This window comes from Mycobacterium sp. ELW1, from assembly GCF_008329905.1.
GTDB lineage: Bacteria > Actinomycetota > Actinomycetes > Mycobacteriales > Mycobacteriaceae > Mycobacterium.
The window spans coordinates 2,295,970-2,309,967 of the sequence record NZ_CP032155.1; the positions used below are offsets into that span (position 1 = coordinate 2,295,970).

The window sequence follows — 13,998 nt, forward strand, 5'->3', positions numbered from 1 at the left end:
TGTCAGAGTGTGAATCCGCTTTGCCGTTCGAAGTCGGCGAGATCGAAATAGTCACTGAATCGCACGATTTTGCCGTCCCGCACTTCGAACACACCGTTGACCGGCAACACGACTTTGCGGCCGTCGATCATCGTGAAGTAGTCGATGCGCTCGGCCAGCACCAGTCCTGGTTCGGCGGCCAGTGTGACGATGTCGAGTTTGGCCTCGGCGAACGCGTCTAGGAAGGCCTGGAAGATCGTGCGGATGCCGGCGATCCCGACGATGGGGGCGACGGGCACGTTGTGGTAGACCGCGTCGTCGGCGAATGAGCCGCAGATGATTTCGAGGTCGCGGTTCTCCCAGGAACCGAGGAAGTCGCGGACGAGCTTCTCACTGTCGTGCTTGGTGTCGGGCATGAAGCAGTACTACCAACGCACTCCTGCAGCGACAATTACCCGTAATGGCTATTTATTCGTGATCGGTGGGGACCGGGGTGTTCCACCAGATCTCGGGTTGCTTGTTGGCCCACCCGTTGATGGCCTCCAGTTCGGCAGCCAGGGAGATCAGCAGCGGCTCACTGTTGGCCGGACCCATCAGCTGCACGCCGATCGGCAGGCCGTCGGAGGTGAAACCGGCCGGAATGCTGATCGACGGCCAGCCCAGCAGATTCCACGGGAACGTCACCGGGCAGGCCGCGATCATCGCGCGGTCGGTCCCCATGGGCCCCAGGCGGTCGAACGTGCGGGCCGGGGGAGGCGGCTGGGCGGTCGTCGGCGCCAGCACGACGTCGACGGAGCGGAAGATCTCCCCGACGCGGCGGTGAAGCTTCGGCTCGCTGGCGCGGGCGCGACGCAACATCCAGCCCGACAGCAGCCGGCCCATCCGCATGTTGGACTCGGTGCGGGGGTCGAAGGTGACGTCGTCACCTAGCCGGTCGGCCCACTCCAGCAGCCCGGCGGTCGAGCGGGGCAGGAACGTCAGCGGCAGCCGCAGGCCGTAGTTGGGGTTGCCCGCCATCACGGTGTGGCCCAGCAGGCCAAGCTGCTCGGCGATCCCGCTGAGCGCGACCCTGATCTCGGGATGCAGCCTGGCGGGAAAGAACGTGAACGGAAAGCGCGTCGACAGCGCGATCTTCAACGGCCCGGGGGCGGCCCCGACGGAGTCGGTCATCCGGGCCGGCGGTGGCTTGAACGGGTCGTCGTCGTGGTTCCCCGAGGCGGCATCGAGCACGAGCGCGGCGTCGGCCACCGTTCGCGCCAGAACCCCGTTGACGGTGATCCCGTTGAACGGGTCGGATACCGGCCAGGTCGAGATGCGGCCCCGCTGCGGCTTGATCCCGACCAGGTGGGTCCAGGCGGCCGGCACCCGGACGCTGCCCGCGCCATCGGAGCCGATGGCCGCGGCGACCAGGCCTGCCGCAACGGCGGCCGCGCTGCCGCCCGACGAGCCGCCGGGAGTGTGCTTGCGCGACCAGGGATTACGGGTGTGACCGAAGGCGGCGCCGCTGGTGAACGGCCATTGGCCCAGTTCGCAGCAGTTGGTCTTGCCGACGATCACCGCGCCCGCGTCGCGCAGCCGGCGGACCACTTCGGAGTCGTGCGTCGCGGGGCGCACGGGTCCGGCGGTTCCGAAGAAGGTCGGCACGCCGGTGACGTCGACGTCATCCTTGACCGCGATGGGGATGCCCAGCAGCGGGGCCTGCTCCCCGGCGGCGCGCCGGCGGTCGGCGTCGGCGGCGTCGGCGAGTGCCGATTCGGTCAGCACCACCCGGAAGGCGTTGAGCGTGGACTGGCTGGCGGTGATCGCGCGCAGCGACCGGCGGACCAGTTCGGCGGACGTGACCGTGCCGCTGGCCAACTGATAGAGCTGCTCACCGATGGTCGGAAACCGCGGCGGCCTGCTCAAACTCCGGTGAGCTGTCATGGCGACGTCGAGACTAACGGCGCGCGTCCGCCGTTATGTCGCAATGCGGTGGGAAACTAGTCGGATGCGGCTGTATCGGGATCGGGCGGTCGTGCTGCGCCAGCACAAGCTCGGTGAAGCCGACCGCATCGTCACCTTGCTGACCCGCGACCACGGTCTGGTCCGCGCGGTTGCCAAGGGCGTACGCCGTACCCGCAGCAAATTCGGTTCCCGGCTGGAGCCGTTCGCTCACATCGACGTCCAGCTGCATCCCGGTCGCAACCTGGACATCGTCACTCAGGTGGTGTCGATCGACGCCTTCGCCACCGACATCGTCAGCGACTACGGCCGCTACACCAGCGCCTGCGCGGTCCTGGAGACCGCCGAGCGGCTCGCCGGGGAGGAACGCGCCCCGGCCCCGGCGCTGCACCGGCTCACAGTCGGGGCGTTGCGGGCGGTGGCCGACGGTGCCCGCAGCCGTGAGCTGGTCCTGGACGCCTACCTGCTGCGGGCCATGGGGATCGCCGGCTGGGCGCCGGCACTGACCGAATGTGCCCGCTGCGCCGCGCCGGGACCGCACCGCGCGTTCCACATCGCCGCTGGTGGCAGCGTCTGTATGCATTGCCGTCCGTCCGGCTCGACGACGCCGCCGCAGGCGGTCGTGGACCTGATGTCCGCGCTGCACGACGGTGATTGGGAGGCTGCGGAGGCCTCGACGCCGTCGCACCGTAGCCACGCCAGCGGCTTGGTGGCTGCGCATCTGCAGTGGCATCTGGAACGGCAGCTGCGCACTTTGCCGCTGGTGGAGCGTGTCTACCGGCGGGCCGCTGACCACGGGATGGAGATGTTCAGGCAGGATGAGCCATATGGCGATGAACCGGGTGACCAGCTCGTGGCGGGGGGCTGAGCGCAGGCGGAAAGAGACCTTTCCGCAGCTGCCCCCGGCGCCCGACGACTACCCGATGTTCCCGGACACCTCTGTGTGGCCGGTCGTGTTTCCCGAGCTTCCGCCCGCGCCGGACGGCGGTCCGCGCCGGCCGCCCCAGCACACCTCCAAGGCCGTGCCGCCGGCGATCCCGGCCACCCAGATGCCCAAGCACGTGGCTGTCGTGATGGACGGCAACGGGCGCTGGGCCACGCAGCGCGGGTTGAGCCGCACCGAGGGCCACAAAATGGGCGAGGCGGTGCTGATCGACATCACCTGCGGGGCCATCGAGATCGGTATCCAGCACCTGTCGGTGTATGCGTTCTCCACCGAGAACTGGCGGCGCAGTACCGAAGAGGTGCGGTTCCTGATGGGCTTCAATCGCGAGGTGGTGCGCCGGCGCCGCGAGAACCTGGACGCCATGGGGGTCAACATGCGCTGGGTGGGGTCGCGGGCGCGGATGTGGCGCAGCGTGATCAAGGAATTCGACATCGCCGAGAACATGACAGTCAACAATGACGTCATCACGGTGAACTACTGCGTGAACTACGGCGGGCGGGCCGAAATCGCCGAAGCGGCAAAGCAAATCGCGCGCGATGCGGTGGCCGGCCGGGTCGACCCGGAACGGGTGAACGAGGCCACGATCACCGAGCACCTGCACCGGCCCGACATTCCCGACGTCGACTTGTTCATCAGGACGTCGGGGGAGCAGCGGGCAAGCAACTTCATGCTGTGGCAGGCCGCGTACGCCGAATACGTGTTCCAGGACAAGCTGTGGCCCGATTACGACCGGCGCGACCTGTGGGCGGCGTGCGAGGAGTACGCGGAACGCAACCGGCGTTTCGGCCGGGCCTGAGATGGGACTCGACACGCGGTTGGCCGATGCGCTGAGCGCGGTCGTGCCGGTCGAGGTGGAACCGGACGGTGCGCTCACGGTGCGCTACGAAGGGACGTTCGCGTCGCTGCGGACGGTCACCATCGCCGAGGACATCGAGATGGTGTCGGTGACGCAGGTGCTCGGCTGGGATCTGCCGCCTTCTGCCGATCTTCGCAAACGTGTTGCCGCGCAAGCACAGTCGACGATGCTGGGGACGGTCACGTTCGTCGAGTCCGGCAAAAAGGGCGATGTCATGCTGCGCTACAACTTTCCCGGCGATGGGCTGGCCGATCACGCGTTGCAGACGCTGGTGCTGATGGTGCTCGCCGGTGGGGCCGATGCCCGGCGCGCGATCGTCGACTAGCTGTCAGCCGCGGCACTGCCCGCAGGTGCCGAACAATTCGATCGTGTGGCTGACGTCTGAAAAGCCATGTTCGGCAGCCACTTCCGCGGCCCAGGCTTCGACTTCGCGCCCGCTGACCTCCACTGCCGCGCCGCAAGTGCGGCACACCAGGTGATGATGGTGGTCCGCGCCGGCGCAGCGCCGGTAGACCGACTCCCCGGTATCGGTGCGCACCATGTCAACCAGATCGGCCGCCGAGAGTGACTGCAGCGTTCGGTACACCGTGGTCAGCCCGATGTTTTCACCGCGGCGGCGCAGCTCGTCGTGCAATTCCTGCGCCGAGCGGAACTCGTCGACGGTGTCGAGCAGCGCGATGATGGACGCCCGCTGACGAGTCGCCCGCACCCCGCCCGCGCCGGCGCGCGGACGGATGTCGGCTCCGGTCACGAGTGCTCCTCGCCGGCGTGACTGATCGCGGCGACGATGATCTCGGCCAGGTGCTCATCGACCAGCCGGTACATCACTTCCCGCCCGGATCGTTCGCCGGCGACCACCCCGGCGGCCTTCAGGATTCGCAGGTGCTGGCTGACGAGGGGCTGCGGGACGTCGAGGGCATCGACGAGCTCGTGTACGCAACGCCGGGACTCCCGCAATTGCAGGACGATCGCGATGCGCACCGGGGCGGCCAGCGCGCGCAACAGCTCGCCGGCGCGTTCGAGGAGGGCAGCATGGTCGGTGGCGGTGGTCATTGCGCACCTCCCACGTTATTGGAAACGATTTCCAGTTGATCTCCACTTTTCCATGCACGATCACGCATGTCAAAGGGTCCGGCGAGAGGTCGCTAGGCTATGGGGCTGTTGTCCGTTCACAGAACAGGAGTGGCACCCACCGTGGCGTCCGTCATCGATTCCGTCGTCAACCTGGCCAAGCGTCGTGGCTTGGTCTATCCAGCCGGCGAGATCTACGGCGGGACCAAGTCGGCCTGGGACTACGGCCCACTGGGCGTCGAGCTCAAGGAGAACATCAAGCGGCAGTGGTGGCGGTCAGTGGTGACCGGCCGCGACGACGTCGTCGGCCTGGACAGCTCGATCATCCTGCCGCGTGAGGTGTGGGTGGCCTCCGGCCACGTCGAGGTGTTCAACGATCCGCTCATCGAGTGCCTGAACTGCCACAAGCGGCATCGCCAGGACCACCTGCAGGAGGCGTACGCCGAGAAGAAGGGAATCGACGATCCAGAATCGGTCGCGATGACCGAGATCGTCTGCCCGGACTGTGGCACCAAGGGCCAGTGGACCGAGCCCCGCGAATTCAACATGATGCTCAAGACCTACCTCGGGCCGATCGAAGCCGAGGAGGGCATGCACTACCTGCGCCCGGAAACCGCGCAGGGCATCTTCGTGAACTTCGCCAACGTGGTGACGACATCGCGTAAGAAGCCGCCGTTCGGTATCGGCCAGATCGGCAAGAGCTTCCGCAACGAGATCACCCCCGGCAACTTCATCTTCCGCACGCGCGAGTTCGAGCAGATGGAGATGGAGTTCTTCGTCGAGCCTGCCACCGCACCCGAGTGGCACCAGTACTGGATCGACACCCGGCTGCAGTGGTACATCGATCTCGGCATCAAGCGCGACAACCTGAGGCTCTTCGAGCATCCCAAGGAGAAGCTGTCGCACTACTCGGCCGGCACCACCGACATCGAGTACAAGTTCGGCTTCCAGGGCAACCCGTGGGGCGAGCTCGAAGGCATCGCCAACCGCACCGACTTCGACCTCAAGACCCACTCGCAGCACTCCGGCACCGATCTGTCGTTCTACGACCAGGCCGCCGACACGCGCTACGTCCCGTATGTCATCGAACCCGCAGCGGGACTTACCCGTTCGTTCATGGCGTTCCTGGTCGACGCCTACGCCGAGGACGAGGCGCCGAACGCCAAGGGCGGGGTGGACAAGCGCACGGTGCTGCGGTTGGACCCGCGGCTGGCTCCGGTGAAGGCCGCGGTGCTACCGCTGTCGCGGCACGCCGATCTCAGCCCGAAGGCCAAGGATCTCGCCGCCGAGTTGCGCAAGAACTGGAACATCGAGTTCGACGACGCCGGTGCGATCGGCCGGCGTTACCGCCGCCAGGACGAGATCGGCACGCCGTACTGCGTGACGGTCGACTTCGACTCCCTCGAGGACCATGCGGTGACCGTGCGTGAGCGGGATCAGATGACCCAGGAACGCATCGGCATCGACTCGGTGGTCGACTACCTGGCCACCCGGCTGAAGGGCTAGAAGCGACCTAGAAGCGGCCACCGCCGCCCAGCATCCCACCGCCGTCGGAGCCGCCTGACGATCCGCCGAAGGTCGTCGACGACCATCCGCCGCCACCGCCGAATCCGCCGCCGAATCCGCCGCGCATGCCGCCGGACAGGATGTTGCCGAGGATGATGCCGCCGATGACGGCGCCCATGTTCGACGAACCGCCAACGCCGCCATAGTGATTCATGTAGGTGCGCTGCGCGGACTGGACGTCGGCGTTGGCCAGCTGCTGGGCTTGGGCGGCCAGCATCGACGCGCCATTGGCATGCGCGATCGCCTCGGCGACGTTGGTCTTCCGCTTGGCTTGTGCGGCCTCGAGCTGACGCACGGCCTCGTTGAGGCGGGTGCGCGCCTCGGGCCCGACGCTGCCGCGGCGGGTGTCGACGTAGTCCGACACCGAACGCACCCGCGACTGTGCGGTGAACAACGCCTGGTCGTAGGAGCGGCCCAGTCGTTCGGCGTTCTCGCGTTCCTCGGCCACGCTGGCCAGTAGCCGGTCCAGGTCGGCGTCGGCCTGGGTCAGCTGGGTGAACGCCCCCAGCGGGTCGGCCGATCCGTTGGTCTGGGCCGCGGTCACCGCCGCGACGGCAGCGTCGCGGGCAGCCGTCAGCTCCGCGGTGTTGGACAGACCGCCCTGGGTCAGCTGGGCCACGGCCTGGTTGATGCCCTGCTGGGTGTCGGCGATCGCTGCAGGCAGGGTGGCGACCGCGCGCCGGATGTCGCTGGCCGCGCTGTCGACTGCGTCGAGCATCGAACTGGCCTGCTGCAGAGCGGCTTCCGCGCCGCGCACACAATCGACCAGTTCGATCTGCTCACCGGCGACCGGCTTGGCCACCAACTCGCGGGCCCGGCTGATCGAATTGTCGGCGAAGTCCAGCCGCTCCTGGGCGGCAGCGGCGTTGCGTGCCACCGAAACGAGCGCCGACTCGGCGAATTCGGAGTGCAGCTGGGTCAACGTGCCCTGGGCGGGTTCGATGCGGGCGCTGACGTCGACCAGCTTCTGGGTCAGGGTGTCCAGCCGGTCGGGGGCGTTGATGACGAGGTCGCGCAGCTGATGGAACGCCTGGTTCTGGGCGTCCAGCTCACGGTTGGCCCGCGCGGCGGCGACCACCACCCGGGTGAGCAGGTCGCGGCGCTGGGCCGGGGTTTCGGGCACCGCGTCGTCGAGCTGCTGGCGTACGTTGAACGCCTGCTGCAGGGTGGCCTTGGCGTTGTCGACGGCCCGCACGAACGGTTGCGTCTGCTGCTCACCGAATTCTTCTTGCGCCAAGGTCAATTCGTTGGAGCTGGTGCGCACGGCATTGTCGACGTCGACGACGATCGAGCGGGACAGCTCGTCGAGGGCGTCGAGCGGAACCGAGGCCAGGGCATTGGGATCGGTGGGGTCAACCCGCTTGGCGGCGGCCACCTCGGCCTCGTGCCGCTTGCGCCGGCGCTGGCGGCTCCACACCAGCAAGACCACCACCGCCAGCACGATGACACCCAGAATGATCACCAGCGGCAGTAGCGAGAACCCGCCGCCGCTGCTGGTGGTCTTGGCCGCCAGGCCGTCCGCCGCCGCGATCGCCGCACCCGCCCAGTCGCCGTTGTGCAGTGCGGGCTCGATCTTGTCGCGGCGTAGGTCGTCGATCTTCGCGCCGCCGGCCGCCGCGGTCGGCACCAGGAACGCGTAGGAGCGCTGCCCGGTCGCGACCGCCAGGATCGCGTCCTGATTGCTCAGATCGCTGGCCAGGCGGGTTTCCTCGGTCCAGCCCACCGCACTCTTGGGGGCGAAGGAGTCGACGAAGACCACCCATAGCCGGACGTTCCGCTCGCGGTAAAGGGTGTCGACGGCGTTCTGGACGCTGGCCAGTTGGCCGCCGGCCAGGACGCCGGCGTTGTCGGTGACGTAGTCCGGCAGCCGGAACGGCGGCTCGGCCGTCGCGGCGGGTGCCGCCAGGGTGGCGGTGGTCAGGATGGCCACGAGCAGGCTGAACAGACGTGCGAGGCGCATGACCGTCAAATGTAGTGGGGCCGGTGCTGGCAGACTGTGCGTCGGTGACAACGAATGAGCACGGCCACTACGACGAGGCCGACCGCGAGCGGGTGGTGCACGAGCCGCCGAAGACTGCCGGGCTGCCCGGTACGTCGACGGAGCACCGCACCGACTTCGCCCGCGACCGTGCCCGCGTGCTGCACTGTGCCGCTCTTCGCCGACTGGCCGACAAGACTCAGGTGGTCGGCCCGCGGGAGAGCGAAAACCCGCGCACCAGGCTGACGCATTCGTTGGAGGTCGCCCAGATCGGGCGGGGGATGGCGCTGCCGCTGGGATGCGACGCCGACCTGGTGGACATGGCCGGGCTGGCCCACGACATCGGCCATCCGCCCTACGGCCACAACGGGGAACGTGCGCTCGACGAGTTCGCAGCCGCCTGCGGCGGCTTCGAAGGCAACGCCCAGAACTTCCGCATCCTGACCCGCATCGAGCCGAAAGTGCTTGATGGGCAAGGTCGCAGCGTGGGACTGAACCTGACCCGCGCGGGGCTGGACGCCGTCACCAAATATCCGTGGTTCCGCGAAGCGGGCGTGCGCAAGTTCGGCTTCTACGAAGACGACCGGGCGCTGGCCGAGTGGGTGCGGGGCGCCGCGCCGTCGCGACGCCCGTGCCTGGAGTCCCAGGTGATGGACTGGGCCGACGACGTGGCCTACTCCGTGCACGACGTCGAAGACGGGGTGGTGTCGGGCCGAATCGACCTGCGGGTGCTGGCCGACGCCGACGCCGCGGCTGCGCTGGGTGCGCTGGGGGAGTCCAGCACGATCGCCGCCGCCGATCTCGAGGCGGCCGCCGAGCGGTTGTCCCAGCTGCCGGTGGTCGCCGGCGTCGGCAAGTACGACGGCACGCTCGCGGCCTCGGTCGCGCTCAAGCGGCTGACCAGTGAACTGGTCGGTCGGTTCGCCTCAGCGGCAGTTCGGCTGACCCACGAGGTCGCCGGGCCGCAGCCGCTGGTGCGCTACCAGGCGGATCTGCAGGTGCCCGCGACGGTCCGCGCCGAGGTGGCGCTGCTCAAGACGCTGGCGCTGCAGTTCATCATGTCCGACCCGCGGCACCTGGAACTGCAGGCGCGGCAACGGGAACGGATCCACCGGGTGGCGAATTGGCTGCTGGACGGCGCGCCCGCGACGCTGGATCCGGTATTCGCCCCGGAGTTCACCGCCGCCGCTGACGACGCGGGGCGGATGCGGGTCGTCGTCGACCAGCTCGCGTCGTACACCGAAGGCCGGGTGGAGCGCATCGACGCGCACATCGCCGGTGGATCCGCGTCCTAGACTGTGCCGATGACGACAGCGGTGAGCGGAGGTGGAGACCGCAAGGGTCGGATCTCCGAACGCGACATCGCCGCGATCCGCGACCAGGTCCGCATCGAAGACGTCGTCGGCGACTACGTGCAGCTGCGCCGGGCCGGCGCCGATTCGATGAAGGGCCTGTGCCCGTTCCACGACGAGAAGTCGCCGTCGTTCCACGTGCGGCCCAATCACGGTCATTTCCACTGCTTCGGCTGCGGCGAGGGCGGCGACGCCTACGCCTTCATCCAGAAGATCGAGCACGTCAGTTTCGTCGAGGCCGTGGAGATGCTGGCCGACCGCGTCGGCTACACGGTGACCTACAGCGGCGGCGGAACCAGTGTGCAGCGCGACCGCGGCAGTCGTAGCAGGCTGATCGCCGCCAACGCCGCCGCGCAGGAATTCTATGCTGCCGCACTGGAATCCGAGGAGGCCGCGCCCGCACGGCAGTACCTGACCGAGCGCAATTTCGATGCCGCGTCGGCCCGCCAGTTCGGCTGCGGGTTCGCGCCGTCGGGCTGGGATTCGCTGACCAAGCATCTGATCCGCAAGGGCTTCGAGTTCAAGGAGCTCGAAGCCGCCGGGCTGTCGCGTGAGGGCAGACGCGGGCCGATGGACCGCTTCCACCGCAGGTTGCTGTGGCCGATCCGCACCGCCAGCGGCGAGACCGTCGGCTTCGGTGCCCGGCGAATCTTCGCCGACGACCAGATGGAAGCCAAGTACGTCAACACCCCCGAGACCGTGCTCTACAAGAAGTCGAATGTGTTGTTCGGCATCGATCTGGCCAAGCGCGATATAGCCAAGGGACATCAGGCCGTTGTCGTCGAGGGCTACACCGACGTGATGGCCATGCACCTGGCCGGTGTCACCACCGCGGTCGCGTCCTGTGGCACCGCGTTCGGCGACGAGCACCTGTCGATGCTGCGGCGGCTTATGATGGACGACAAGTTCTTTCGCGGCGAGCTGATCTACGTCTTCGACGGCGACGCGGCCGGCCGTGCCGCCGCGCTCAAGGCGTTCGCGGGCGAGCAGAACCTCGCCGGGCAGAGCTTCGTGGCGGTTGCTGCCGACGGAATGGACCCGTGTGACCTGAGGCTGGCGCAGGGCGACGGTGCGCTGCGCGATCTGGTGGCGCGGCGCACGCCGCTGTTCGAGTTCGCGATCCGCACGGCACTGGCCGAGCTCGATCTGGAATCCGCCGAGGGCCGGGTGGCGGCGTTGCGCCGCTGCGTGCCGATGGTCGCCCAGATCAAGGACCCCACGCTGCGTGACGAGTACGCCCGTCAGCTCGCCGGCTGGGTCGGTTGGGACGACGTCGCCCAGGTGATCGCGCGGGTGCGGGAGGAAGCCGGTCACAAACCGGGGGGCCGCGACAACAGACGTGCCGCACCCGCACGCAACAAGGTCACCGAGGCCGGCGCCCGGCGTCCCGACCCGCGAGATCCGACCCTGTGGCCGCAGCGGGAGGCGCTCAAAGCCGCCCTGCAGTACCCGGCGCTGGCCGGCCCGGTGTTCGACTCGCTGACCGTCGAGAGTTTCACCCACCCCGGCTACGCGGCGGTGCGGCTCGCGATCGAGGCGGCCGGGGGCACCTCGTCGGGCATTGTCGGCGGCCAGTGGATCGATACCGTGCGCGAACGGGCCGGTGCACCGCTGACCGAAGGCCTGATCACCGAGCTCGGAGTCGAGGCGATCCGGGTCGAGGAGGAAGAGAAACTGCCGCGATACGTCGGCAGCGTCCTGGCCCGGCTGCAGGAGGTCTGGGTGGGGCGGCAGGTCGCCGAGGTCAAGTCCAAGTTGCAGCGAATGTCGCCGGTGGAGCAGGGCGACGAATACCACGCATTGTTCGGCGACCTGGTCGCGTTGGAGGCGTATCGGCGCAGCCTGCTCGAACAAGCCAGCGGTGACGACCTCACTGCGTGAAAACTCGCATCGGGTTATGGTTAACGTGCTGCCTGTCTCCGGCGAAAGGTCAGATATGACTACCGCGAATACTCGTGCCCGGCGTATCGCCACCTTCGGTGCGCTTGCCGTGGCCGCGGCTGCGGTGCCGGCCCTGGTGGCATTGGAGCACTCCACCTCGTCGACCACCACGGCCACCGGCGGCACCTGCCTGGCCTGGTTCGGATCGCGCGGCGACGGGCAGTGCCTGTCGTACTCGAACAACAACGTCAGCATCGGCACGCCGCAGTTCGGTGTCTACGGTCCTGATGCGGGCTCGATGCCCGGTGGCGGTATCGGTGTGAGCACCGGCCCGCTGCTGCCGGGTCAGACCATCAGCATCCCGCTGGGTTAGATTCAAGCGTTCTCTCCGGCCGCGAGATTGACCTGAGGGCTGTGATTTTTCGCGATTGACGACCGTGAGGTCGATGTCGTCGTGCCTACTTCTCCGACCGCTGTGGTTCCACCACGGTGGTGTTGGCGTCGATCTCGGTCAGCGTGACCATCTTCGGGTCCGGGTCCGGTGACACCCGATCAGCGAGCTTGCGGCGTCCTGCGTCGATCACGGTTTTGGTGGCGGGATTGTCGGTGATGGCGCGGTAGGTGCCGACGATCTGCTCGTAGCGCTTACGGCCAGCCTTGGTGCCCAACACATAACCCACGCCAAGCACGGCCAGATACTGGATCACTGCATTCCCTTCCTAAATCCTCGCCCCTCCATCCTGCCTGACGTACCTGTGTTGGCGCGCGCCCGCCGGTTTGGCATCCGGGGTCCCCGGTAAGCTAGAGTCACTCTCCGGTCCGCATCAGCGCGAAGGCGTCACGCGGGCAGCAGATAGTCCCCTGTAGCTCAATTGGCAGAGCTTCCGACTGTTAATCGGACGGTTCTTGGTTCGAGTCCAAGCGGGGGAGCAATCTCCTTCGATTCTTCGTGGTCGTTCGTCACCAGTTCAAAGCTTGAAAGACGAGCGTCCCCACACACAGCACCACGCCCAGGTAGGGGATCACCCTCGGCACGTTGACGTATCCACGGTGCGAGCGCTGGCGCCGCTTGATGACGATCAATGACGCGTTGACAAGAGTGAAGATGATGAGCACCAGCAGGCTGGTGAGCCGGGCCAGCGATACCAGCGGGAGCAGAGCGGTGCCGACGATCATGACGAACACCACGACGACGGTGGCTATCACCGGCGTCTGGTAGGAACCGTGCACGCGGGCGAACCTGCTGTGGATCCAGCCTTCCTTGGCCAGTCCGTAGAGAATGCGCGAGCCCATGATGATCTGCACGATGACGCCGTTGATCGCGGCAACCATGCCGATCAGGCTGAGAAAGACCCCGTGACTGGCCCCGCTTCGTTCGAACACCAACGTCAGCGGCGCTTCGCTGCGGGCGAGTTCAGCCGGGGGCACCAGGGTCGTCGAGACGACGACGACCAACAGATAGAGAACGGTGGAGACCAGTAGCGCGAAGAGGATGGCCAGGGGCATGGTTCGGCTCGGCTTTTTGGCTTCCTCGGCGACATTGACCATGTCTTCGAAACCGATGAACGCGTAGAAGGCCAGAAAGGCCCCGGCGAAAACACCGCCGAGTCCGACCGCCGGGTCGATCGCGACCAAGCGGCCAACATCGATGTGGGTGAAGGCGTTCCGCCCGAACCAGATGACCACCACCAGACCCAGGACTTCGAGGCCGGTGAGGATGGCGGCCATCGTGGCCGACTCGCCAATCCCTTTGATGGCGATGGCGCCGAGCACGACGAGCAGGCCGATACTGCCCACGAGTGTCGGCACGGCGACGAACGAGTTCAGATATCCGGCGAAGCCCTGAGCCAGTGCTGCCGCCGAGGCGATTCCGCCGCCGACCATTGTGAGGCCGACCAAGGTTGAGAGCCAACGCTTTTCGAAGGCGTGGTGAAGGTAGATGGATACGCTGGCGCTTACGGGATAGCGGCCGGCGAGCTCGGTATAAGACAGGGCGGTGACTGCCGCGACGGCCATCGCGATGAGGAAGGCGAGGGTGGTGCTGGAGCCTGCGAAACCCGCCACCTTGCCGACGAGCACGTATATTCCGGCACCGAGGATGTTGCCGAGTCCGTACAGCGTGACCAGGGGCAAGCCCAGAGTGCGCTTCAGTTTGGCGTCGTCGCCGGCGGGCTCTGTCATGCCCGCTTCGACGGTGGTCGCAGGATTCCGGCTGGCCGGCGGCTGCGCATCGCACCCAGTTCGGCACAGCCTGGGTCGTCCATCCACGGAAGTGTATTCGGGAGATCGTTCGTGGGCTGGTCGCCGGCCGCGTCTGGGGTCGCCGCCGTTGTGCACCGTGAGCCGTCGAGTTGAAGACCTTGTGCCCTACTCCGACCTCAGGCGCGGGGCGATCGTGATCGTGCTGCAACGTGTGGATCGGGGGTAT

Annotated in this window: 14 protein-coding genes and 1 tRNA gene; 8 read left to right on the plus strand and 7 right to left on the minus strand. The window is 67.5% G+C overall.

Annotation, left to right across the window (positions count from 1 at the left end):
• Positions 1 to 2 precede the first annotated feature (2 nt).
• Both D3H54_RS10645 and D3H54_RS10650 read right to left on the minus strand, forming a co-directional pair.
• Positions 3 to 395 (minus strand): limonene-1,2-epoxide hydrolase family protein, encoded by a 393-nt coding sequence (locus tag D3H54_RS10645; RefSeq protein ID WP_149379005.1) that lies wholly within the window; start codon positions 393 to 395, stop codon positions 3 to 5.
• A 52-nt stretch (positions 396 to 447) separates the two neighbouring features.
• Entirely contained in the window at positions 448 to 1,902 is a 1,455-nt protein-coding gene (locus D3H54_RS10650; RefSeq protein ID WP_149379006.1) for an amidase, read from the minus strand.
• A gap of 64 nt (positions 1,903 to 1,966) precedes the next feature.
• On the opposite strand from D3H54_RS10650, the gene recO reads away from it, so the two are divergent.
• From recO to D3H54_RS10665, 3 genes are read left to right on the plus strand one after another with little or no spacing between them, the layout of a single operon-like run.
• Positions 1,967 to 2,788 (plus strand): DNA repair protein RecO, encoded by an 822-nt coding sequence (gene recO, locus D3H54_RS10655; protein WP_149379007.1) that lies wholly within the window; start codon positions 1,967 to 1,969, stop codon positions 2,786 to 2,788.
• Complete coding sequence (locus D3H54_RS10660) at positions 2,754 to 3,662, plus strand: decaprenyl diphosphate synthase (protein WP_149383460.1); 909 nt, start codon at positions 2,754 to 2,756, stop codon at positions 3,660 to 3,662. Before recO ends, D3H54_RS10660 begins: the two co-directional genes overlap by 35 nt.
• A gap of 1 nt (position 3,663) precedes the next feature.
• Positions 3,664 to 4,047, plus strand: a complete 384-nt coding sequence (locus tag D3H54_RS10665) for a hypothetical protein (RefSeq protein WP_149379008.1) — start codon at positions 3,664 to 3,666, stop codon at positions 4,045 to 4,047.
• A 3-nt stretch (positions 4,048 to 4,050) separates the two neighbouring features.
• Here D3H54_RS10665 and D3H54_RS10670 read toward each other — a convergent pair whose 3' ends face one another.
• Positions 4,051 to 4,458 carry a Fur family transcriptional regulator gene (locus tag D3H54_RS10670; protein ID WP_149383461.1) on the minus strand — a complete coding sequence of 136 codons (408 nt, stop codon included), beginning with the start codon at positions 4,456 to 4,458 and terminating at the stop codon, positions 4,051 to 4,053.
• 11 nt (positions 4,459 to 4,469) lie between these two features.
• Positions 4,470 to 4,775 carry an ArsR/SmtB family transcription factor gene (locus D3H54_RS10675; protein WP_102805607.1) on the minus strand — a complete coding sequence of 102 codons (306 nt, stop codon included), beginning with the start codon at positions 4,773 to 4,775 and terminating at the stop codon, positions 4,470 to 4,472.
• Positions 4,776 to 4,874: 99 nt separating this feature from the next.
• Here D3H54_RS10675 and D3H54_RS10680 point away from each other — a divergent pair, with 99 nt between their 5' ends.
• Positions 4,875 to 6,299: a glycine--tRNA ligase gene (locus D3H54_RS10680; RefSeq protein WP_502707728.1), complete on the plus strand. Its 1,425-nt coding sequence runs from the start codon at positions 4,875 to 4,877 to the stop codon at positions 6,297 to 6,299.
• Between the two features lie 7 nt (positions 6,300 to 6,306).
• On the opposite strand, the gene D3H54_RS10685 is transcribed toward D3H54_RS10680, so the two are convergent.
• The gene (locus D3H54_RS10685; RefSeq protein WP_149379010.1) at positions 6,307 to 8,319 is read right to left on the minus strand and encodes a TPM domain-containing protein; all 2,013 of its coding nucleotides are present in this window, start codon (positions 8,317 to 8,319) and stop codon (positions 6,307 to 6,309) included.
• A gap of 44 nt (positions 8,320 to 8,363) precedes the next feature.
• On the opposite strand from D3H54_RS10685, the gene D3H54_RS10690 reads away from it, so the two are divergent.
• The 3 genes from D3H54_RS10690 to D3H54_RS10700 are packed head-to-tail and all read left to right on the plus strand — an operon-like array spanning position 8,364 to position 11,943.
• Positions 8,364 to 9,632 (plus strand): deoxyguanosinetriphosphate triphosphohydrolase, encoded by a 1,269-nt coding sequence (locus D3H54_RS10690; protein WP_149379011.1) that lies wholly within the window; start codon positions 8,364 to 8,366, stop codon positions 9,630 to 9,632.
• 9 nt (positions 9,633 to 9,641) lie between these two features.
• Positions 9,642 to 11,570 (plus strand): DNA primase, encoded by a 1,929-nt coding sequence (gene dnaG / locus D3H54_RS10695; protein WP_149379012.1) that lies wholly within the window; start codon positions 9,642 to 9,644, stop codon positions 11,568 to 11,570.
• Positions 11,571 to 11,625: 55 nt separating this feature from the next.
• Complete coding sequence (locus D3H54_RS10700; protein ID WP_149379013.1) at positions 11,626 to 11,943, plus strand: DUF7155 family protein; 318 nt, start codon at positions 11,626 to 11,628, stop codon at positions 11,941 to 11,943.
• A gap of 85 nt (positions 11,944 to 12,028) precedes the next feature.
• Here the strand turns inward: D3H54_RS10700 and D3H54_RS10705 are convergent, their stop codons facing one another.
• Positions 12,029 to 12,277 (minus strand): hypothetical protein, encoded by a 249-nt coding sequence (locus D3H54_RS10705; RefSeq protein WP_036344477.1) that lies wholly within the window; start codon positions 12,275 to 12,277, stop codon positions 12,029 to 12,031.
• Between the two features lie 150 nt (positions 12,278 to 12,427).
• Here D3H54_RS10705 and D3H54_RS10710 point away from each other — a divergent pair.
• Positions 12,428 to 12,500: transfer RNA gene (locus D3H54_RS10710), tRNA-Asn, on the plus strand.
• A 30-nt stretch (positions 12,501 to 12,530) separates the two neighbouring features.
• Here the strand turns inward: D3H54_RS10710 and D3H54_RS10715 are convergent.
• Positions 12,531 to 13,751 carry an APC family permease gene (locus D3H54_RS10715; protein WP_149379014.1) on the minus strand — a complete coding sequence of 407 codons (1,221 nt, stop codon included), beginning with the start codon at positions 13,749 to 13,751 and terminating at the stop codon, positions 12,531 to 12,533.
• Between the last annotated feature and the right edge of the window lie 247 nt (positions 13,752 to 13,998).